Genomic DNA, 21,987 nt, shown 5'->3' with positions numbered 1-21,987 from the left:
CGATGAAAAAACAACTACAGGGCCAGACTTAAGCGTTGAGGGTAACTTAAAGAAAGCACACCCCGATTGGCCTCGGGATGCGCAATGATTTTGAGTTAACCCCTCCGGTACAACCGGAAAAAAGTTTTAGAGAACTATTCATGTATTAACCCAAAACAAACCAAAAGTATGAAAATAAATGCTTTTAACCTTGGTATGCCCAAACTATGGCTGCCGCCTAAACTTCTTTTAGTGATGAAGTTAGTTATCATTTTAATGACTGGCCTCCTGTTACAGGTCAATGCCAGCGGATTTGCACAGCGGATCACGATAAATAAGAAAGATGCTTCCCTCAAATATATCTTCAATGAAATCAGAAAACAGACTGGTTATGATGTCCTGTGGCAATCTATACAAATCCAGCAGGTTAAAAATATAGATGTTGCTTTCCGGAATGAAACCCTGGAAAAAGTATTGAAAGAGGCGCTTGCCGCAAGTGATTTAACCTACTCTGTTAAAGATAAGACCATTGTAATTCAGATAATAGACAGGACCTTTCTTGATCGTCTGGTTGGCTATCTGAAGGCCATAGACATCCATGGGCTTGTGCTTGATGAAAAGGGGCTTCCACTGCCAGGAGCAAGTGTAAAGGTCAAAGGAAGTAACAAGGTAACCAAGACCAATGGCCGCGGAGAGTTTAGCCTGGAACAGGTAGAAGAAAACGCGGTACTGTCAGTTTCTTATTTGGGATACCAGACCAAAGATATTGCGGTAAGGGGCGAAAATAATCTGAGGATTACCCTTGCTGAAAGTCAGGAAAAACTGGAAGCAGTAGTGGTTGTCGGCTATGGAACAACGAAAAGAAAGGACCTTGTCGGCACGGTGGCCACAATTGGTGGAGATGAAATGAGAAAGCAGGTGGCCACGAATTTCACCCAAGCCCTGGCAGGAAGAGCTGCGGGTGTTCAGGTGAGCAGACCCAACGGGAACCCCGGTGCGGGAGCCTCGATCAGGATCAGGGGCTTGTCTACTGCCAGTGGGGTGAATGATCCGTTATTTGTGATTGACGGGATTCCGGTCCAGCTGTTCAATGGGGGTGGAACGGATGCTGCGCGCTTCACGCCAGCCAATGGATTGATGGATCCACTGGCTGGAATAGATATGAATGATGTAGAGAATATCGAAGTTTTAAAAGATGCTACGGCGACTGCTATCTATGGTTCAAGGGCTGCAAACGGAGTGGTTATTGTGACTACAAAGCGAGGCCGGGCGGGGGAACAACCTGTTTTTAGTTTAAATTATGATGTTTCCACAGATCGCCAGAATAGATTTCTGGATGCACTGTCTGGTCCGGAATATGTAAAATTCATGACCGAAACGTATGAAAAAGCAGGGCTTCCTATTGAAGCACAGGGTTTCCCGGGAACTGCAAATACGGACTGGCAAAGGGAAGTGATCCAGAAAGGCCTGATCCAGAACCTCAACCTTAGCGTAATGGGAGCATCCAAGGATGGCAACACCAATTATGGCTTTTCTACAGGTTTAACAGATCAGAAAGGCGTACTGATCAATACCGGTTTTAAGCGTTATTCCCTGCGTGCCAACGTAGAATCCAGGTTCTTCAACCTGCTAAAAATCGGGACTAACCTGAATTACAGTGTTAGTAAGCAAACAGGTGGTTCTTCATCTATGTATACGAACTACGGAGCTGCGAACTACAGACCCGATGTTCCGGTTCGGAACCCGGATGGATCTTATGCAAACGACGGGCTCAACGATAACCCCGTAGTGTCCAGAATGTCGACTGATATCAATGAAAGTCAGCGCTTACTGGCTTCCGTATATGCGGAACTGGAGATCATTCCGGGTTTAAAAGCGAGGTCATCCCTTTCCTATGATGTGAATCATAATGCCGGCTTTTTGTATACCCCAGGCTGGATGCTTGCATCCATCAATCAGAATCAAAAAGGATCGAGAACGGATAAAAACTTCGAATATACAAACAGGATCTTTGACAATACCCTCAGTTTTACCAAAGCTTTTGATAAACACCATATTGATGCAGTAGCAGGTGCTTCCTGGACCTTAAACAAAAGTAGTTTCAGTAACGTCAGCAGCATTAACTTTCCTAACGATGATGTCCTGAACAATCTGGGTTCTGCGGGATCGATAAATGGATACAGTAGCGGAGGGGAAAGTAGTGGACTGGAGTCCTATTTTCTTCGTGCGAATTACAATTACGACGGAAAGTATTACCTGACGGTAAGTGGACGTGCAGACAATTCCACCAAATTCGGACCTGAAAACCAATGGGGATATTTTCCTTCAGTGGGCCTGGCCTGGAGATTTTCTCAGGAGAACTTTATGAAGGGATTCAGCTTTATTGATGATGCAAAGTTAAGGCTAACCCGGGGGAAAACAGGAACCTCGGCATTTGGAAGTTTTGGCTTTTTAACCTTGTTTAATACGGGCTATTTCTACAATGGTGTGAATGGGCTCAGGGCAAATCCGGACGACGGGCAGCCGAATCCTGACATCCGCTGGGAAGGGACAACGCAGACCGATGCTGCCCTGGAGCTGAGTTTCTTCAAATCAAGGCTAAAGACGACCGTCAATTTTTATAGAAAATATACAGAGGGCATGATTACGGGGCCTGCTATCCCTTCATCCAATGGCTACAGTTTCCAAAACAAGAACATTGGAGATGTGAGCAATCAGGGATGGGAGTTTACCGTGTCGGCCATTCCGGTAAATACAGATAAGTTTACCTGGATCTCTGATTTTAACATCAGCTTCAATAAAAACAAAGTTGAAAAAACCTATGGAACCGCATTGTATGGCACAATTCTTCTGACCGAAGGACTTCCTTTGAACGGAATCAGAGGATACCGCACAAATGGACTTTACCAGAATCAGGGGGAAATAGATGCCTTAAATGCCAATGCAAGGTTAGTTACAGGAAATCCGGGTGCATTTTATCAGACTTCGAGGACTGCTCCGGGAGATGTCAGGTATGTTGATCTCAATGGAGACGGAAGGATTGATACCAAAGACAGGTCAATTCTGGGTTATTCTCAAAACCCGAAATATTTTGGAGGCTGGAACAACACTTTCCGTTACGGACAACTGGAATTGAGTACACTTTTTCAGTTTGATGTGGGAAGCAAGGTGTCAAGAGAACAGAACAATGATGTTTTCAAAGGCTACCTTAACAATGTATCTTCCCTGGTACTGACCGGATGGACCCCTGAAAATACCAATACACTGCAACCGAGAAATGTGCCGAACGGACCTTCACAGAACGTTGATACGAATACCGACCGTTTTATTGAAGACACTTCTTTTCTGAGGCTAAAGAATGTACAGTTGAGTTATCTTTTTAATTCCGCACTGTTAAAAAAGATGCACATTCAGCAGGTCCGCTTATTTACCGGAATGACGAATTTATTTACCTGGACAAAATATAAAGGCCTGGACCCGGAAGTGAACAGTGAAAATACATTTACAGATCATGGAAGGGATACTGCCACTTATCCAACTACCCAAAGTATCACGTTTGGTGTTAATCTTAAATTTTAAAAAGATGACGATGAAATCTATATCAATCGCTTTAAGCTGTATGCTTTTCATGGGACTGCAGGCTTGCAAATTAACAGACGTTACAGACCTTAAGCCGGAAAATAAACTGGATGAAAGTACTGTGGTAGTCGATATTCCTTCTGCTGAGAAATTATTGGCAGGTACCTACTATAGCTTAAGGGATGAACCCCTTGCCAATCAGACGCCGATTTATGTTGGACTGATGGGACTGAACGTAACAGCCAGCGGCATCTCCAGTACTCCATATCTGAGCAATAATGTTCCTGCAAATAACAGCAGCTTAAACAGCTATTTATATGGTGGTCCCTATCAACTGATCCAGACGGCTAATTTTGTGATCCTGAAAACAGAGGCGTTGACCAGCACAGATCCGCGCAAGGCACAGATTATTGCCGAAGCAAAGTTTCTCCGTGCGTTGGGACATTTTTATATTCTGCGTCTTTTCGGTCAGTTCTGGGACATGGGCTCCACTTACGGAATTGAAATCAAGAATGTTCCGAATTCAGCTGTTGCGGCCAGAGCCACGGTCAAAGCATCTTACGAATTTATACTTTCAGATCTTGATGTGGCCATTCGTGATTGCCCGGAATATAAGACCGGAGTGATGAAGGGCTATGCGACAAAACTCGTTGCAAAAGCTTTAAAGGCAAGGGTTTTATTGTATGAAAGAGATTATGCCGGGGCAGCCTTATTGGCTAAGGAAGTGATGTCTGGTCCGGCAGTATTGTCCGCAGACTTTGTGAATCTTTTTACAAAGGAAAAGTACAATGCTGATGAAGTCCTTTTGGGCTCCATCACTTTTGCCAATAACAACAACATCTATTATGAAAATGGAAAATCCTATTACTGGACCGGTGGGGGATATAAGCTTACTGACCGTTATACTGAATTGTTAAGACAAGATCAGCGAAAATCGATTATTGTGAGGACCTCTACAGATCCTGTGGATCTGCTGAAATGGCATGGCAATGGAAAGTTCAGTACGGGTGTGGAAGGAAGTCAAAACGATACGGAATACTATTTGCGCCTGGCAGAAGTCTACCTGATTTATGCAGAGGCGGAAGCAAGAAGGCCCGGAGGAAATTTAGAAGATGCATTGAGGGCATTAAATACCCTGCATACCAAACGGGGTAATCCGGAACTGAACGCTGCCGGACAGAAAGAATTACTGAGCCTGATCAGGAAGGAGAAAGAACTGGAACTGGGTGCAGAATCAGGAGAGGATTGGTACGATATCGTTCGTTACATTAAAAACGGCGATTTGCAGGCTGCAGCCGTAAAACAAAGCCTTACAGATGAAGATAAGCTGATTCTTCCCATACCACAAGTAACTGTAGATGCTTCAAATAACTTAGTTAAACAAAACCCTGGATACTAAAACCCCCTGAATATGAAAAAGAATATCATTTTATTAAGCTTAAGCAGCATTTGCCTGTTTGCAACTGCGCAGGTAAAAAAAGATGGTTATACCATCAACGGAAAAATTGAAGGACTAAAAAGTCCGCATATGTATATCTACGGTCTGGGCGGAAGCGATTCTGTCTCCGTAAAGAATGGCGTTTTCAGCTATAAAGGAACGGTGAAGGAACCTACGCGGATTTACCTGACCGACCGGAAAGGATTGCAGCTGGAGCTATATGTTGAAAATACCCCGGTAAGTATCAAAGGAAATGCAACTGCACCCGAAGATATGCTGATTTCGGGAGGAAAGACGCAGCAGGAGCAAAATGCGTTAAAGATGACCAAAAAAGCCCTGAATAAAGAGCAGAAGCAGCTTTACCTGGAATATGAAAAAGCAGAAACGGCAAAAGACAGCACCGCAATCGCAAGGATAGAAAAGGAACTTTTTAGAATCTATAGAGAATCCGACGCTTTGAATAAGGCATTTATCATGAAACATCCCAAAAGTTATGTGAGCCTGACAAATATCAAAGATCTGGGCATGAGTACAGATTATGCGGAACTGGCTGCACTCTATAAATCAATAGATCCGAGTCTGAAGGCAAGTCCGGGAGGGAAAAAGATGGCAGCCACTTTAGCAGTGCTCCAAAAAGGAAGCAATGGCCAGGCGATGCTTGATTTTACCCAGAATGATATGGAAGGAAAACCCGTTCGTTTTTCTTCATTTAAAGGGAAGTATGTGTTGGTAGACTTCTGGGCAAGCTGGTGTGGCCCCTGCAGGGGAGAGAATCCCAATGTTCTGAAGGCTTACAACGAGTTTAAAGACAAAGGGTTTACCGTATTGGGGGTTTCGCTGGATGATAGTGCTGATAAATGGAAAAAGGCAGTGGAGGAAGATAAGATGCCATGGACTCAGGTGTCTGATCTAAAAGGCTGGAAAAATGAAGTTTCTACCTATTATGGAATTCAGGGCATCCCTTCCAATTATCTGGTCGACCCGAACGGCGTTATTATTGCCAGAAACCTGAGAGGAGAAGCATTGCCAAAGAAATTAAAAGAGTTGATGAAATAAATAACTGATGTTACAAAAAAGGCGGTGTGGGTAAACCTCAGACCGCCTTTTTTAATTTGTGCTGTTTATAAAGCGGCCAATAAAGCCTGATAATAACTTTCAAAAGCTTCCTGATGCGTATTCAGGAAAAGGTAAGGTTCAATCAGTTCCAGTTCCATCAGGTTCAGTTCTCCGTTTACGATCAATCCATCAACCCTGGCATACAAACAACCTGCTGCATACTGCTCCACATAAGCTGTGGCATCTTTGATATGTTTGTCGACACCCTCCTGTACGTTAACACTTCCCCCATGGTAACTCTGTACCCTGAAGTCGCCATCTTTTGGTACTTTCAACAGACTATGGCTATATTTTCCATTAAAGAACAGGTAAGACCATTCTCCATCATGGATTTCCGGCATAAAAGGCTGGGCAAGGAAAGCTTCTTCCTGTAATAACCCGTTGATCTGGGCTTCATAATCAGCAAGGTTTTGCGCAGTTATGATAAACGTGTTTTTGGCTCCTGCACTGATACAAGGCTTGATGATTAATTTTTCGGTATTGAAATGAGCAGTCAGTGCATTCAGATCAAGAAGATCTCCTTTTTCAAGGAAGAAGGAAGGGATCACGGCTAAGCCCGAAGCTGCAATTTCGCCGAGGTAATGCTTGTCCATATTCCATCTGATCCGCTCATAGGGGTTCAGGAGTTTCAGGTTCAATGATTCGATGTGGTCCAGCCATTGTTTAAATGCTGCAATGTGCTCATGGTAGTCCCATGGGGATTTGATGACGGCGAGGTCATAGCTTTTCCAATCTGCTGCGGGATCGTTCCATATCACGCGTTCTATAGAAAGTCCTTTATTGGTTAAAAAGTCGAGTAAGGCTTTATCCTCATCTACAGTAGCTGAGGTGTATTTTTCCTGGATCTGGTAAGAAACATAAGCGATCTTCATCATAAAAAGGGGATTAGGGCGTAAATATATCATTAATGGGCTGATTTCCATATTTTGTAGGCTTCCCGAAGGCAGCGGGCACAAGGCCTGTAACCAGATTGCAGGGCTTCATTTTCATCTTTGAAGAAAACCCTGTTTTCTACCTTCATGCTTTTCCCTGAGGCGCAATTCAGCAGGCCATATATTTTGTTTTTTTTATAGCCTCCAAGTTTGATCTTGCCGGCTCTGATTAAAGAAGAAAGCTGTTTTTTTCGTTCATCGGGATCAGCGCCAAGGTTCAAATGAAAAATCATATCTGTATTGCCATATTTTTAAGGCGGAGGCAAGATAAGGCATAGACCGCGCAGCATCAATCCGGAACTTGCGGTTTAATCCATAGGGATCACCGGCTCAAGGTCTTTGAGCTCTTCTTCGGTAAATAGTCTGGAATGGATCAGAAAGCCCATGTCCAGGGTAGATTCCAGGGAAAAGCTGGCGGCACGGCCGGCGATGACGTCCAGCGTAAGATGGGTATGTTTCCAATAGTCAAACTGATCTCCGGCCATATAAAATTTACAGCCCTCGATCTCTCCGATGCAGACATCGTTGGAGCCAACCAGAAATCCGCCTTTTTCAAAGCAATGCGGATAAGAGCCTTCACAGCAACCCCCGCTTTGGTGGAACATCAGTTCCCCATATTCTTCCTTTAATTTTGCAATGACTTCCCTGGCTTTTTCTGTAGTCGAGATTCTTTTGATGCTCATGGTATTTGATGAATTTGATTAAAAAACTCCCGGATTAACAGGGTTAACCCGGGAATGAACTTCAACCATTAAAAAAATCCTAATTTGTTTTTATCATAAGAGATCAACATGTTTTTCGTGCTGCGGTAATGATCCAACATCATTTTATGGTTTTCCCTGCCGAAACCGGATTTCTTATATCCACCGAATGGCGCATGCGCAGGGTAGGCATGGTATTGGTTTACCCATACACGTCCTGCCTGGATGGCCCTTGGTACCTGATAGAGTTGATGGGCATCACGGGTCCAGACACCTGCACCCAGTCCGTATAACGTATCATTGGCAATTTCTATCGCTTCTTCCACTGTTTTAAAGGTGGTCACACAAACTACAGGTCCGAAAATTTCCTCCTGAAAGATGCGCATTTTATTATGCCCTTTTAAGATGGTTGGCTCGATATAATAGCCGCTCTCCAGGTCAGCTTCCAGTTTGTTGGCCGATCCGCCGGTCAGCACTTCTGCACCTTCTTCTTTACCGATGCTGAGGTAAGAAAGGATTTTCTGGTACTGCTCGTTAGAGGTTTGGGCGCCCATCATACTGGTTTTATCCAATGGGTGTGCTATTTTTATCGCTTTAGTCCGTTCAATAACCCGCTCAATAAATTTATCGTAGATGCTTTCCTGGATCAGCAATCTGGAAGGGCAGGTACAGATCTCTCCCTGGTTTAGGGCAAACATGACTGCACCTTCTACCGCTTTGTCGAAAAAGGCATCGTCCTCATCCGCTACCGATTCAAAGAAGATGTTCGGTGATTTTCCACCCAGTTCCATCGTTGAAGGAATGATGTTTTCTGCCGCATATTGCATGATCAGACGTCCGGAAGTGGTGCTGCCCGTAAAGGCAACTTTGGAGATCCTGGATGAGGTAGCCAATGGCTTCCCGACTTCTATTCCATATCCGTTCACGATGTTCAGCACGCCCGGAGGAAGAATGTCGCCGATGAGCTCCATTAAAATAATAATGGAAACCGGTGTTTGTTCTGCCGGTTTAACTACGGTGCAACATCCTGCAGCAAGGGCCGGTGCAATTTTCCAGGTGGCCATAAGCAAGGGGAAATTCCATGGAATGATCTGCGCCACCACACCGATTGGTTCATGTAAAGCAATGCTGACCGTATGTTCATCGTGTTCGGAAATAGTGCCTTCATCTCCTCTGATCACCCCTGCAAAATACCTGAAATGATCTACCACCAATGGCAGGTCTGCGGCCAGTGTTTCCCGGATGGCTTTTCCGTTATCTATCGTTTCTACTGTCGCCAGGTATTCTAAATTGTCTTCGATTTTTTGTGCAACCTGAAGTAAGATGTTACTCCTGTAGGTAGGCGAACTTTTACTCCATGTTTTGAAGGCCTCATGTGCTGCATCAAGGGCCAGTTCCACATCTTCTTTGCTGGATCTTGCCGCTTTGGTAAATACTTTTCCATCAATTGGAGAGATGTTGTCAAAATAAATGCCCTTTACAGGAGCTACAAATTTACCTCCGATGAAATTGTCGTATTGCGGTTTAAATGACGGTCTTTTTACTTGATTTTCCATGAATATATCGTCTTTTTAATGATTTATGAAGTATATTTATTTCTGCAGGTTCATCCCTGCTTATACAAACCTAGGGCAATATCCCGGGGGTAGATAGTATAATTGTTTCATTGTATAGCACTAAAAAATCATATTGATATGCAGCACAGACTAAATCCATTAGGCCTTAGCCGACCAGAAAGTTTACTGACCCTTGTGGAGAACAGAACGGCTTATACGCTGGAAAGCTGCGAATTGAATGTTTTTGAAACTTACAGGGAATCGTACAATGTGCCCCTTAGTTTTAATGATTTTGTAATCACCAGTATGCTGAGGGGGAAAAAGGTAATGCATTTACAGGAACGGGAGGAGTTTGACTATTATCCCGGGCAAACGGTAATTATTCCTCCTTCTTTAGCGATGAATATTGATTTTCCGGAAGCCACAAATGAGAACCCCACCCAATGCATCGCACTCGCCATCGATCAGGAACAGATTAAAAAGACGATCAGCTACCTGAATGAGTTTTTTCCAAAAGAAGACCCTTCCAGTAAATGGATGTTAAATTACGATAAATATCATTTTCAAAACAATGAGGAGATTGCCGCTTTAATCAATAAGGTGGTGCGGATCTGTTCCGAAAGATCGGGCTCCAAAGATATCCTTGCAGACCTCACCCTGAAAGAGCTGCTGGTGCGCATCATGCAAAGCCAAAACCTGAACACGATGGTTGGCGATACCGGCAATACCAATCGCAATCCGCTAACCTATGTGCTCAATTACATTAAGGCCAACCTGAGCGAAAAGATCAACATCAAAAGCCTCACCGACAAGGCCTGTATGAGTAAAGCGAGTTTTTACAGGTTGTTTAAACGGGAACTGGGCATTAGTCCCAACGACTTTATCCTTTCGGAAAAGATCATCAGGGCAAAGCAGTTGCTGAGCGATCCGAATGCAAAAATAGCTGCAATAAGTTACGAGCTTGGATTTAGCGACGCGAATTATTTTATCCGTGCTTTCAAAAAAATGGAAGGTATCACCCCCGGAAATTATCAGCTTCAGCTAAACAGGCCTCAGAACTAAAAACACCAGCTGGCTAAGCAATCTGCTGGTCAGAGGCTTTCGGGCGAAAGATTTAGAACTCAGCTTACAGGCAATTGTTGCCAGTTTTCCTATATTCGTTGGGGGATAAATAACGAATGACATTTCAGCACAGGCTTTCTGATCAGGAATTGGTGGCTCTTTTAAAGACCGGTAACCAGGCCGCATTTACAGAAATCTACGACAGATACTGGCGGATCATGTACGGCCATGTGTATAAAATGTTGCTCGATGAAGAAGAATCAAAAGATGTCATTCAGGAACTTTTCAGCTCCTTATGGATCAGTTCCGACCGGATTCCGGATCAGCTGAACCTTTCCGGCTACCTCTATGTGATGGCAAAGAATAAGGTGTTAAACCTGATCCGGAAGAACAAATTTCAGGCTGCTTATTTAAATTCCCTGGCCAAATTTATCAACGAGTCCAGTACAGCAACGATGGATGAGTTGAACGAACGTGACCTGGCAGCAGCAATCGAACGCGAAATTCAAAGCCTTCCGCCCCGGATGAAACAGGTGTTTGAATTGAGCAGAAAAGAAAACCTCTCCTACAAAGAGATTGCAGAGCGATTGGGAATTTCGGAAGAAACCGTTAAAAAGCAGGTGCACAATTCAATAAAAGCAATCAAACATCATTTGAAAACATCGGGTGGAGCGGCGCTTTTAGTACTTGCCTTTCTTCGCTGATCATCGGTTAAATATTTTTTAATACCCGATACCCCCCGGGGAGCTTTCATGTGTTTTATTTTAAATGGGGAGGAAACTCTACCTTAAATCCTAAAACTATGGACAGGCAGGAAGCACAGCTATTGATCGATAAATATAACAATGGAACCGCAAGCCCGGAAGAAAGGGCATGGGTAGACCATTGGTATATGAAAGAAGCTTCCGGAAAACGGCTGACTGAAGATGAAGATTTCGAACACCTCAATAAAGAGATCTGGGAAGGCACACTTAAAAGATCAGGACTTTCGGCACAAAAAGCAGCACCTAAAATCTGGCCCCGGATAGCGGCGGCAGCGGCGGTGTTATTCTGCATTGCGGCAGGGACTTATTTCTATAAAACAAACTATCTGCCTGTTTCCCGGCAAAAAGCCACATCCTATATTCAGGATATTCCCGCAGGGGGAAATAAGGCCATCCTCACCTTAGCCAATGGCGAGAAGGTCATCCTGACCGATGTGGGAGAAGGCAAGATTGCAGAACAGGCAGGAATCAATATCAGTAAAACAGCAGAGGGACAACTGATCTACGCTATAGATCCTTCCAGCGCTCAAAATGCAAATGCCCCCATCACCTATAATACGATAGAAACCCCAAAAGGAGGACAGTATCAGATCAATTTACCCGATGGAACCAGAGTCTGGCTAAACTCATCTTCGGCGCTGAAATACCCCACCCGGTTTGTTGCCGGAGAAAGAAGGGTGGAACTGAAAGGGGAAGGCTATTTTGAAGTTGCCCATGATGTAGTAAAACCTTTCCGAGTGCTCAGCAATAAACAGGAGGTAGAAGTATTGGGAACGCATTTTAATGTGAACGCCTATCCTGATGAAAATGGCATCAGGACCACTTTATTGGAGGGGAGCGTGAAGGTAAAGGAATCCGGACATCTGGCAGTACTTAAACCTGGAGAACAGGCGCTAATTAAAGGAAACAGGATCGAAGTGGAGGAGGTTGATACCGAAATGGCCATCGCCTGGAAAGAAGGATACTTTATGTTTAAAAATGCCAGTCTGCAAACGCTGATGCGTCAGTTGTCCAGATGGTATGATGTAGAGGTGAGCTATACGGGAGAGGTTCCGCCAACCTTGTTCTCCGGAAAGGTTCACCGGAATACCAGCCTTGCACAGACCCTGGAACTCCTCAGCTTTTCGAAAGTTAATTTTAAGATCGAAGGAAAAAAAATGAGCATTCTATCTCCTTCGGCTAAAAAGAAATAGACAATAACCAACAAAACAACCAAATCTAAACCAAACTTACACATGAAAAGAGCACTCAGGACACGGTGAACCACCGTTAGGGGAACGACATAAAAAAACCGCAGAAGTATTCGAAGTACTTCTACGGTAAGTATTTGAGTCAACCCGGATTTCTGATGAAATCAGGAATAAAAAAATCAATTGGAAACGAATTCTTGTATTAACCCAAACACTCAAAAGTATGAAAATAAATGCTTTTAACCTAGCTATGCCCCAAACATGGCGCCCAAGAAAAATACTTATAGTCATGAAATTAACCACTTTCCTGATGATGATAGGCCTGATGTACGCGAGTGCAAAAGGATATAGCCAGATCAACCTCAACGAACGGCATACCACGCTGGATAAAGTCTTCCAGCTGATCGAAAAACAAACGGATTATGTGTTCTTCATAAAGAACTATGATGCAAGCCGTGTAAATGTTTCGGTAAAACTGAAAAATGCATCCATTAATGAGGTGTTGACCCAATGTCTTAAAGACCTGCCTTTAACGTTTAAAGTGATTGGTAAAAATATAGCCATTGTTGAAAAGGAGCTGCCCGGCGATCAGTTAAATAGCCCCCTTGTCCTCGCGATTGAAGTCAAAGGAAGGGTGCTGGACGGGAAAGGACAACCGCTGCCGGGAGTAAGCGTGACCCTGAAAGGAATCGCCGGAAAGGGAACGAGCACGGATACACAAGGCAGGTTCTCCCTCAGCGCAAACCCCGGAGATTTGATTGTTTTTAGCTTTATAGGTTTTAAAAAGAGAGAAATAAAGGTAGAAGGGGCCGCAATGTCGGACATCGTTCTGGAAGAGGAACCCGCACAGCTGGAATCGGTGGTAGTGGTCGGCTATGGTGCGGTAAAAAAGACCGACCTGACGGGATCGGTATCTTCCATCGGGTCTGAAAAGATCACGCAGGTAAAGGGTATTTCCAATGTGGCCCAGACTTTACAGGGACAAATGGCTGGTGTACAGGTGAACCAGGGCTCAGGACAGCCTGGTGAAGGAATGAAAATCTCCATTCGCGGAACCAACTCCATCAGCGGTGATAATGCACCCCTATATGTGATCGATGGGATTTTATCTCAGGGGCTTTCTGCCCAGCTCAATGTGGATGATATCGCCACGATTGATGTGCTGAAAGATGCATCTTCCACTGCAATCTATGGTTCCAGAGGAGCGAATGGGGTCATCATGATCACTACAAAAAGCGGAAAAAGCGGAAAATTGCAGGTGAATTATGATGGATATTATGGTTTTCAAAACCTCAGAAAAAGAAAAGACCTGATTGATGCCTCGGAATACGGACAGCTCCAGAATGAAGTGGCTGCCAATGATGGCAAAGCCCTGCCTTTTACTGATGATCAAATCAGGGCACTGGGGAAAGGTACAGACTGGCAGGCCCTGGTTTACAAAACTGCGCCTGTTCAGAACCATACCTTATCTTTTTCCGGAGGTTCTGAGAACACAAAGTATTATACTTCGCTGGGCTACTTCGATCAGAATGGAATCATCGAAAATTCAAACTACAGAAGGTTCTCTTCCAGAATCAACCTGGACCAGAAATTAACTGAAAAATTAAAATTCAATACCAACTTATCGATCGTTCAGGACCGGTATAAACAGGCCAATTATGCCGGTGCAGATTTTGGTGGGGTGCCTTTTCAGACGATGGTGATGCCGCCTACCCAGGGCGTATACGATGCCAATGGAAAATATACGGTCTTTACAGGCGTGAGCTGGGGACAAACAAATCCGGTAGGCGTGGCAAAAGAACAATACAATCCCAGCAATACCCTCCGGATTTTAGGAAGTGCCGCTTTTACCTATGAAGTGATTAAAGACCTGAAGTTTAAAAGCAGTGTAAGTATCGATGCCAACAACAATAAGATCGATACGTATAACCCGCCAAGCATTACTTTCGGACAGCCGGCTGGTAAAGCGGCTAAAAGCTATACCAACAGCTCTTCTTTTGTCAATGAAAATACGCTGAACTATAATAAGGTCTTTGGCGCGCATCACCTGGACCTGCTGGCCGGATTTAGTTATCAGTATGATAAAGCTGAAGGATTGAACAGCAATATAGCTTCGGGATTTGTGACGGATGATTACCTGAATAATAACATTCAGGGAGCCACCAACAAAGCATTGCCTACTACTTCTTTTGGAGAAAGAAGCCTGCTTTCTTATCTCGGCAGAATCAATTATGATTACATGGGCCGGTACTTTGCGACTTTTACGGGAAGGTTCGACGGCTCTTCGGTTTTCGGAGAAAACAACAAGTACGCCTTTTTCCCTTCCGCGGCACTGGCCTGGAAAATATCGGAAGAAGACTTTTTGAAGAACAATGCCTCGATCTCCAACCTGAAACTGAGGGCGAGCTATGGCGCTTCCGGAAGCCAGGCGATTGATCCCTATCAGACCCTGGCCAGGGTAAGGGCAGTAAACCCTGTTTTTAATAACCAACCGGTATTGGGTTATGAGCTGGGCTCATTATCGAACAGAAGCCTGAAATGGGAAACCACCAAAGAGCTCGACCTGGGAATCGATCTGGGCCTGTTCCAAAATAGAATCCAGCTTACGGCAGATTACTACGATAAAAAGACCAATGATTTGTTGTTAAATGTAGACCTGCCTCAGTCTTCGGGTTTTAGTTCCGTGCTTCAAAACCTGGGCTCTGTACAAAACCGTGGTTTTGAATTCCAGCTGAACACCAGAAATATAGAAGGAGTGGATTTCAAATGGTCTTCTTCCCTGACCTTCTCCCATAATACCAATAAAGTGACTGATTTGGGAAAGGCCGCTAATGGCAGCCCAATTTTATATAAAGAGGTGAGGGCTGGAGGAAACTGGTTCCCGATGATTCTTGGTCAGCCGATGCATTCCTTCTACGGACAAACGGTAGCTGGTGTTTACCAGACCGATGCCGAAGCGGTAGCAAATGGAGAACCCCAAAAACATGCAGGAGAATACCGGTTTCTGGATTACAATGGTGATGGAAGGGTAGACGATTCGGACAAACATGTGCTGGCCAATATGACGCCTAAATTCACTTTTGGCTTTAACAACAGCTTTAGCTATAAAAACTTCGACCTGAGTTTGCTCTTTGTGGGCTCTTTTGGAAATAAGATCGTAAATGAGTTCCGGAAATATAACCTGACACTGAATGGCCTTTGGACGCCAACACAGGAAGCTTTTGATGCCCGATGGAAAGGACCCGGAACAAGTAATACCGGCGATAAGCCCTCAAGTGCGAGTATGCAGAATACCAGAGATTATGCGAACAGCCTTTGGGTGGAAAACGGTTCTTACCTGAAACTAAGAGATGTGACACTGGGATATACCTTCTCCCCAAAAGTCCTGAAGGCCCTGAACATCGCTTCTATTCGCCTGTATGCGAGTGCCCAGAACTACTTTACCATCACTAATTACTCGGGTTATGATCCGGAAGTTTCCTGGTCTGTGTCCACGGTAAACGGATGGGACAGGGGAAATTATCCTGCTGCAAAATCGATTACCACTGGTGTTAAAGTTAATTTTTAATCATTTAGAAGAACAGATCATGAAACGATATATCACCTATTCCCTGCTTACCTTATTGTTGATGACCAGCGTCATTTCCGGATGTAAAAAGGCATTGGAGGAAGATCCTAAGACCTTTATTTCCCCGGATAATTTTTTTAAGAACCCTGATAGTTATGAACTTGCCGTAGTGGGGATTTATTCAGGCCTGCCCCTGTACTCCGGAAACACGGCGATGATGCTGGAGATGTGTACCGATATTTATGGTGCTCCCGCTTCTGCTTTTGAACAGGCACTGCCGATGTACCAGAACGCTCCGGCAGATTTTTATTACAATACCAGAGAAGCCTGGGGAGGCGCATACTCCATCATCAAGAATGCAAATTTTATCCTGGACGAATTGCCTAAAGGCCCGCTGGAAGAGCTGAAGAAAAAACAACTGATGGCCGAAGCCCGTTTTCTGAGGGCATATGCTTATTTTTATTTGGTACAGCTATATGGTGACATTCCTATGCCTGTAAAGCCGATTACAGATTATGCCAATTTACAAATGCCGAGAACAGCACAGACCGAAATTTATAAACTGATCCTGGAAGATTTAAATTATGCGGAAGCAAACCTTCCTGAGTCGACAACAGCTCAGGGCAGGGTCTATAAACTGGTTTCTACGGCATTATTAGCTAAGGTTTACCTCACGATGGGTGGAAATCCTTTGAAGCAGACACAATACTTTGCCAATGCAAAAGAGAAAGCTGTAGCGGTAATCAATTCCGGAAAGTTCAAACTGGCCGATGATTTTGCAGGCGTATTTCATAAAACAGGTTATACCTCTGAGTCGATCTGGGAGCAACTGTATGTGACTGGCCTGGGAGGAAATCCGGTACATGGGCTGACCTTAACTGCGGCCACCTATAACCCGATCCTTGTTCCTGCAGACTGGTTCATCAATAGCTTTGCTACCGGCGACCGGAGAAAAGAATGGGGAATTGTTCAAAACTTTGCAGGCCCGAATGGAACAACCCTGAAGCCTTTCTTTCAGAAATTCGCAGATGTTTCCGGTGTAGCTTCCGGAACCACTTCCTCAGGAGCAATCGTGAGTTATACCTTTCCCTACCTCAGACTGGCAGAAATGTATTTAATCGCTGCTGAAGCGGAAAATGAAGTAAACGGACCGGGAGCGGCCTATACTTATATCAACGAAATCAGAAAACGTGCAAGGGTAGATAAAGCAAACCTGACCAATGTGCCGGACTTAAGCGGATTGTCGCAACAGCAGTTTCGGGAAGCAGCATGGATGGAAAGGAAATGGGAGCTTTGCCTGGAAGGGAGCACCTGGTTTGATTTGAAAAGGACGAATAGCCTGCAAAATATTCAAAACAGAAGAGGGGCAGGGCTGATCAATCCGATCGGTGCCTATAACCAAATCTGGTTGATTCCTGATAAAGAGGTGGTCAACAATAACATTGCTCAAAACCCAGTATATAAATAATTAAAAAATAATCCTGTTGATTTATGAAACGTACGACAAGGCCCCGGATCTCCTTACTCAGCTGCCTGCTGTGTTTATTTTTAAGCAGCAACAGCTTTGCTAAAGAGCTTTATATTTCCAGCAAGGGAAATGACAAAAATCCTGGCAGCAAAGAAAAGCCTTTTGCCACTTTTAAAAAGGCACAAATGGCCCTAAGGTCTATGAAGGGTGCCATAACGGTTTATGTGCGTGGGGGAACCTATTACCTGACAGCCCCGGTGATTTTTACGGGTTTGGATTCCCGGAATAGTGGGGAGCAGGTCACCTATAAGTCCTACCCGGGAGAGCAGGTGAAAGTAAGTGGCGCAAAACCTTTACAGCTCAAATGGGAACCTTATAAAGGCCTCATTAAACAAGCTAAGCTGAGCGGGGACCTGTCCTTCGATCAGTTGTTCCTGAATGGAAAACAGCAGCGCATGGCGAGGTATCCGAATTATAACCCGGACATCAGGTTCTTTGGTGGCGCTTCGGCCGATGCGATCAGTCCTGAACGGGTGAAAGGATGGAGCCATCCGGAAGGCGGTTTTGTGCATGCCCTCCATAAGCACGAATGGGGCGGATACCAATACCTGATTTCCGGAAAAGACGGGGAAGGGAAATTAACCCTGGAAGGTGGCTTTCAGAACAACCGTCAGATGGGAATGCACGATAAATACCGTTATGTAGAAAATATCTTTGAAGAGCTGGACACCGCCGGAGAATGGTATTACAATAACAGAGAAAAGGTCCTCTATTTCTATCCGCAGCAAAAAACAGATTTAACAAAAGCAGTGGTCGAAATCCCACAGTTGAAATCACTCTTTGAATTTCGCGGAACAGCAGAAAAACCGGTAAAGAACATTCAGATTGAAGGTATGGAACTGAGTCATACTTTAAGAACCTTTATGGAAACAAAGGAGCCGCTGCTGCGGAGTGACTGGACCATTTATCGCGGAGGAGCAGTGGTGATGGAAGGTGCGGAGCACTGCGTGATTAAGACTTGTTTCTTCAATACGGTTGGTGGTAACGCCGTGTTTATGAGCAATTACAACCGGAACAACCTGGTCTCAGGATGTCATATTGCCTTCGCCGGAGCAAGTGGTGTGTGCTTTGTTGGCGATCCCAAAGCGGTCCGCTCTCCAAGTTTTGAATATGGACAGTTTGTACCATTAAATGAAATAGACCGGGTCCCGGGACCAAAAACAAACAATTATCCTTCAGACTGTACGGTAGAAAATACCCTGATGTATGGCCTTGGAAGCGTAGAAAAGCAGGTTGCAGGAGTGGAGATTTCCATGGCTATGGACATTAAGGTGAGCCACAACACGATTTATGATGTGCCCAGGGCAGGAATAAACGTTAGTGAAGGCACCTGGGGAGGACACCTGATCGCATACAATGATGTTTACAATACGGTATTGGAATCGGGAGATCATGGTGCTTTTAACTCCTGGGGCCGCGACCGCTACTGGCATCCGGATTATGCAGTGATGGCGGGGATTGCAAAAGACAATCCTGCATTGATCACTGCGGATGTGATTAAACCTATCGTGATTCATGACAACCGTTTTCGTTGTGATCATGGATGGGATATTGACCTGGATGATGGTTCCTCAAACTACCATATCTACAACAATGTTTGCCTGAACGGAGGATTGAAACTTCGTGAAGGGTTCTTCAGAACGGTAGAAAACAATGTGATCCTGAACAATTCCTTTCATCCACATGTATGGTTTAACAAGAGCGGTGATGTATTCAGACATAACATTGTAACCCGCAACTATTTCCCGATCCGTGTGAACGACTGGGGCAAAGAAGTAGACGCGAACCTGTTTCCGGATGAGCAGGCATTAGCTGCGGCACAAAAGGCAGGTACTGATGCGCGTTCTGCATTTGGAGACCCTGAATTCATAAAAGCAAGTATTGGAGACTATCGGGTAAAACCAGGTTCTCCTGCATTGAAGCTGGGCTTTAAGAATTTTCCGATGAACGACTTTGGGGTCACTTCTCTTTCCCTGAAAGCTTTGGTGAAGCCGGTGAAATTACCGGTATTGATTTCAGAGATGAAAACAGAAGGGCAGGATAGCTATGATTTCCTTGGTGCAAAAGTAAAAAACCTAAATACCCTTGGGGAGCGCTCAGCAACAGGGATGGCCACAGAAACAGGCGTGCTGGTGTTGGAAGTTCCAAAGAAAAGTATCCTTTATGGAAAGTTGCAGCCTAATGATGTGGTCCTGAAATTTAACGATGCGCCGGTAAAGAATATGAAAGACCTGATGACGATTCAGATGGGCTTACAGCTGAGTCAGAAAGCAACGGTAGAAGTCTTTAGGAACCAGGCTTCGAAAAAAATTGAAATCGCACTGAAATAAACATTCAGCCCCTTTCTTCAGGATGGTAAAAGTATTTACTACTCGGAAGAAAGGGGCTGTTTCGTTTTCTTACAATACCCCCGTTTGCAGGTGTCCTAAGTTTGTCTTAACAAATTTAAGGAACCATGAAACACCTCATTATTTATTGCCATCCAAATCCGGCGAGCCTTAACCATGCGATTAAGGAGTCTGTAAATCAATATGCGCAAGCCGCAGGACAGGAAACGAGAATCCGCGATGTCTATGCGTTAAACTTTAACCCGGTCCTGACACCGGAGGATCTTTTGTCTTTTAAATCAGGGACAGTTCCTGAAGACATTCGTGTAGAACAGGAACACTTTCTTTGGGCAGAACTCATCACTATTGTTCATCCGGTTTGGTGGACGGGAATGCCGGCCATTTTGAAAGGATACTTTGACCGTGTGCTGAGCTATGGATTCGCTTACCGCTACGGAGCAAATGGCCTGGAACAGATGTTAAAGGGCAAAGACCTTTATATCCTCAATACTGTGGGCTCAGAAGAGCAGAATTATGCAGACAAAGGGATTTTCGATGCCATGAGAACTGTGGCTGAAAATACCTTTGGTTTTACAGGACTGCGAATTTTGGAACACCGGTTTTTCTCTAACGTAATTGTTTGCGATGAAGAGACAAGGAAAGGTTATCTGGAATCAATCGGAGAGCTGTTCGAAAATGCCATGCCTAATGTAGCGCACTTATAGAAATACCACAGAAAACCGAGCGCTTTTATGTAAAGCCATCTCAGGAATAAGGCGCATAAAACTTTGCCTTTGGGCTTGTTGAAAGACAGGTAAAAGACTGGGAAATACCCCGTTTTCCCTGAGCTAGGTCTGACCTCGGTCTAAGCTCGGTCTATACTCGGTGCAAGCCCGCTTGAAAGCGTGTTAAAGGCGGGTCAGCAACGAGTGAAAAACGGGCTTATCAAGTGTATTCCTGCCGGCTGTCTTTTACTTGTCCATGGACTGGTCTGAACCCTTTTTTACCCCAAAAAAAATCCCGTTGAAATTGCTTCCAACGGGATTCTGTACGTATGTAAAATGAGGTGTTTTTTCGGATGCTGTTAATCCAGTAATGTCCAGCTTCTTTTCGTCTGAACCTGTTGTACCACCTGTTGTTCTGCAACAACAATGTTTTCTTTGCGCTGACCAATGTATTCCAGCATACCCAGCTTATTCCAAAGGGCAACCATGACCTTTAAAAACTCTTCGGTCATGGACATGGAAGCATAGATATTCTGATGGTCATAGACCATCTCTATCATCCGCGCAAGGATTTCTTCGAAGTTTCCTGGTGTTACATCTCTCCATTCATAGAAATACTTTAACATTTCTTCTCTTTCCTTAGATTCTACCAGTTTGATTCCGGTAAAGAACACATGGGCAAGGTTTGAACAATAACCTACAATATAGACCGGAGATTGCTGATAGCCGAAATTCCTGTAATTGAAGAAGATCTGTGCGATGTAATCCAGCAGTTTTTCTGACAGCAAACGGATATTTTTACCCAATGGTGTGATGGAATCTTTTCCGGTGGTCTTATCGATGATTTTAAAGGCCGCAAGCTGCAGGTCATTGATGAGGCTACTGAACAGTTCATAATACCGCGTTAAGCCAGGGTGACTGATCATGCTGCTGCTGGGGGCGATATAATTGTGATTGATGGTAATTCTGCCGCTTTCCTGTATCAGCTGTCCGATGGTCAGGTGATAGCTGTCTGTGGCTTTAGGTGCCATTTCTGAAGCAGGCAGGATGATGATGCTGTAGTTTTTGGAAATGTCCGGATACCTCGGCGGGTTGTCTTCCGGATCAGGATTTCCTGAAGGCATTCTTTCAAATGGGTTTACCATCAGCAGGATGTTGAATACCATCACCCTGGAATGGTCTATGTTTTCACTGCTAAAATATTGGCTGTAAGTAAGCTGGTCCTCAAAGTTGGAAGAGCTTTCAATGTCTATTCTGCAACCTTCGGCAGTGATGGCATTGCAATGTCTTACTTTAACCTCAATATGGTTTGTGGCCTTTTCCATGATCTCAATATCATGCGACAGGCGCTGCCCTGCAAAAGGAGGGAGCAGACCATAGTTGAAGTGGTTTATAAATACGGAATTCGCATCTCTTACAAAGTCCTGGTTAAATTGATCTGTAGCAATAAAATGATTGCTGGAAAGCTTCATGCCGTCCACCCAGTTAACGGGCTTATATTTTAATGGTGAAATCATAGTCG

15 protein-coding genes are annotated in these 21,987 nt (G+C 44.4%); 10 read left to right on the top strand and 5 right to left on the bottom strand.

From position 1 onward, the window contains the following. The first annotated feature begins 234 nt into the window (after positions 1–234). The 3 genes from DBR43_RS06900 to DBR43_RS06890 are packed head-to-tail and all read left to right on the top strand — an operon-like array spanning position 235 to position 6,052. Positions 235–3,558: a TonB-dependent receptor gene (locus DBR43_RS06900; protein WP_158622452.1), complete on the top strand. Its 3,324-nt coding sequence runs from the start codon at positions 235–237 to the stop codon at positions 3,556–3,558. 10 nt (positions 3,559–3,568) lie between these two features. Next, positions 3,569–4,957, top strand: a complete 1,389-nt coding sequence (locus DBR43_RS06895; RefSeq protein ID WP_158622451.1) for a RagB/SusD family nutrient uptake outer membrane protein — start codon at positions 3,569–3,571, stop codon at positions 4,955–4,957. Positions 4,958–4,969: 12 nt separating this feature from the next. After that, positions 4,970–6,052 carry a TlpA disulfide reductase family protein gene (locus tag DBR43_RS06890; RefSeq protein WP_124579150.1) on the top strand — a complete coding sequence of 361 codons (1,083 nt, stop codon included), beginning with the start codon at positions 4,970–4,972 and terminating at the stop codon, positions 6,050–6,052. 65 nt (positions 6,053–6,117) lie between these two features. Here the strand turns inward: DBR43_RS06890 and DBR43_RS06885 are convergent, their stop codons facing one another. From DBR43_RS06885 to DBR43_RS06870, 4 genes are all read right to left on the bottom strand, one after another. After that, complete coding sequence (locus DBR43_RS06885) at positions 6,118–6,987, bottom strand: RimK family alpha-L-glutamate ligase (RefSeq protein WP_233602896.1); 870 nt, start codon at positions 6,985–6,987, stop codon at positions 6,118–6,120. Between the two features lie 29 nt (positions 6,988–7,016). After that, positions 7,017–7,277 (bottom strand): Ada metal-binding domain-containing protein, encoded by a 261-nt coding sequence (locus DBR43_RS06880; RefSeq protein ID WP_124579148.1) that lies wholly within the window; start codon positions 7,275–7,277, stop codon positions 7,017–7,019. 75 nt (positions 7,278–7,352) lie between these two features. Continuing rightward, the gene (locus DBR43_RS06875; RefSeq protein WP_124579146.1) at positions 7,353–7,727 is read right to left on the bottom strand and encodes a DUF779 domain-containing protein; all 375 of its coding nucleotides are present in this window, start codon (positions 7,725–7,727) and stop codon (positions 7,353–7,355) included. Between the two features lie 68 nt (positions 7,728–7,795). After that, a complete protein-coding gene (locus DBR43_RS06870; protein WP_124579144.1) occupies positions 7,796–9,301 on the bottom strand; it encodes an aldehyde dehydrogenase family protein in 1,506 nt (501 codons plus the stop codon). Between the two features lie 138 nt (positions 9,302–9,439). Between DBR43_RS06870 and DBR43_RS06865 the strand changes: the two genes are divergently transcribed. The 7 genes from DBR43_RS06865 (at position 9,440) to DBR43_RS06835 (ending at position 20,465) form a co-directional block, all read left to right on the top strand. Next, positions 9,440–10,363, top strand: coding sequence for an AraC family transcriptional regulator (locus DBR43_RS06865; RefSeq protein ID WP_124579142.1), 924 nt, complete (start codon positions 9,440–9,442; stop codon positions 10,361–10,363). Between the two features lie 116 nt (positions 10,364–10,479). Beyond that, positions 10,480–11,067 (top strand): RNA polymerase sigma factor, encoded by a 588-nt coding sequence (locus tag DBR43_RS06860; protein WP_124579140.1) that lies wholly within the window; start codon positions 10,480–10,482, stop codon positions 11,065–11,067. Between the two features lie 98 nt (positions 11,068–11,165). Then, the gene (locus tag DBR43_RS06855; protein ID WP_124579138.1) at positions 11,166–12,320 is read left to right on the top strand and encodes a FecR family protein; all 1,155 of its coding nucleotides are present in this window, start codon (positions 11,166–11,168) and stop codon (positions 12,318–12,320) included. Between the two features lie 286 nt (positions 12,321–12,606). Then, a complete protein-coding gene (locus DBR43_RS06850) occupies positions 12,607–15,885 on the top strand; it encodes a SusC/RagA family TonB-linked outer membrane protein (protein ID WP_233602894.1) in 3,279 nt (1,092 codons plus the stop codon). 19 nt (positions 15,886–15,904) lie between these two features. After that, positions 15,905–17,353: a RagB/SusD family nutrient uptake outer membrane protein gene (locus DBR43_RS06845; RefSeq protein ID WP_124579136.1), complete on the top strand. Its 1,449-nt coding sequence runs from the start codon at positions 15,905–15,907 to the stop codon at positions 17,351–17,353. 23 nt (positions 17,354–17,376) lie between these two features. After that, positions 17,377–19,743 (top strand): PDZ domain-containing protein, encoded by a 2,367-nt coding sequence (locus DBR43_RS06840; protein WP_124579134.1) that lies wholly within the window; start codon positions 17,377–17,379, stop codon positions 19,741–19,743. Positions 19,744–19,868: 125 nt separating this feature from the next. Next, positions 19,869–20,465: an NAD(P)H-dependent oxidoreductase gene (locus tag DBR43_RS06835; RefSeq protein ID WP_124579132.1), complete on the top strand. Its 597-nt coding sequence runs from the start codon at positions 19,869–19,871 to the stop codon at positions 20,463–20,465. Positions 20,466–20,824: 359 nt separating this feature from the next. Here the strand turns inward: DBR43_RS06835 and DBR43_RS06830 are convergent, their stop codons facing one another. After that, the gene (locus DBR43_RS06830) at positions 20,825–21,982 is read right to left on the bottom strand and encodes a hypothetical protein (protein ID WP_124579131.1); all 1,158 of its coding nucleotides are present in this window, start codon (positions 21,980–21,982) and stop codon (positions 20,825–20,827) included. Positions 21,983–21,987 lie beyond the last annotated feature (5 nt).

Source organism: Pedobacter sp. KBW06 (assembly GCF_003852525.1).
Lineage (GTDB): Bacteria > Bacteroidota > Bacteroidia > Sphingobacteriales > Sphingobacteriaceae > Pedobacter.
This window is presented reverse-complemented; position numbering and strand designations above follow the sequence as displayed.

Bases quoted from the DNA above. Each gene is read 5' to 3' on its own strand.
- DBR43_RS06855 (WP_124579138.1), top strand. From the start codon at position 11,166: ATGGACAGGCAGGAAGCACAGCTATTGATCGATAAATATAACAATGGA.
- DBR43_RS06875 (WP_124579146.1), bottom strand. From the start codon at position 7,727: ATGAGCATCAAAAGAATCTCGACTACAGAAAAAGCCAGGGAAGTCATT.
- DBR43_RS06870 (WP_124579144.1), bottom strand. From the start codon at position 9,301: ATGGAAAATCAAGTAAAAAGACCGTCATTTAAACCGCAATACGACAAT.
- DBR43_RS06900 (WP_158622452.1), top strand. From the start codon at position 235: ATGAAGTTAGTTATCATTTTAATGACTGGCCTCCTGTTACAGGTCAAT.
- DBR43_RS06880 (WP_124579148.1), bottom strand. From the start codon at position 7,277: ATGATTTTTCATTTGAACCTTGGCGCTGATCCCGATGAACGAAAAAAA.
- DBR43_RS06895 (WP_158622451.1), top strand. From the start codon at position 3,569: ATGAAATCTATATCAATCGCTTTAAGCTGTATGCTTTTCATGGGACTG.
- DBR43_RS06890 (WP_124579150.1), top strand. From the start codon at position 4,970: ATGAAAAAGAATATCATTTTATTAAGCTTAAGCAGCATTTGCCTGTTT.
- DBR43_RS06840 (WP_124579134.1), top strand. From the start codon at position 17,377: ATGAAACGTACGACAAGGCCCCGGATCTCCTTACTCAGCTGCCTGCTG.
- DBR43_RS06850 (WP_233602894.1), top strand. From the start codon at position 12,607: ATGAAATTAACCACTTTCCTGATGATGATAGGCCTGATGTACGCGAGT.
- DBR43_RS06885 (WP_233602896.1), bottom strand. From the start codon at position 6,987: ATGATGAAGATCGCTTATGTTTCTTACCAGATCCAGGAAAAATACACC.
- DBR43_RS06835 (WP_124579132.1), top strand. From the start codon at position 19,869: ATGAAACACCTCATTATTTATTGCCATCCAAATCCGGCGAGCCTTAAC.
- DBR43_RS06865 (WP_124579142.1), top strand. From the start codon at position 9,440: ATGCAGCACAGACTAAATCCATTAGGCCTTAGCCGACCAGAAAGTTTA.
- DBR43_RS06860 (WP_124579140.1), top strand. From the start codon at position 10,480: ATGACATTTCAGCACAGGCTTTCTGATCAGGAATTGGTGGCTCTTTTA.
- DBR43_RS06830 (WP_124579131.1), bottom strand. From the start codon at position 21,982: ATGATTTCACCATTAAAATATAAGCCCGTTAACTGGGTGGACGGCATG.
- DBR43_RS06845 (WP_124579136.1), top strand. From the start codon at position 15,905: ATGAAACGATATATCACCTATTCCCTGCTTACCTTATTGTTGATGACC.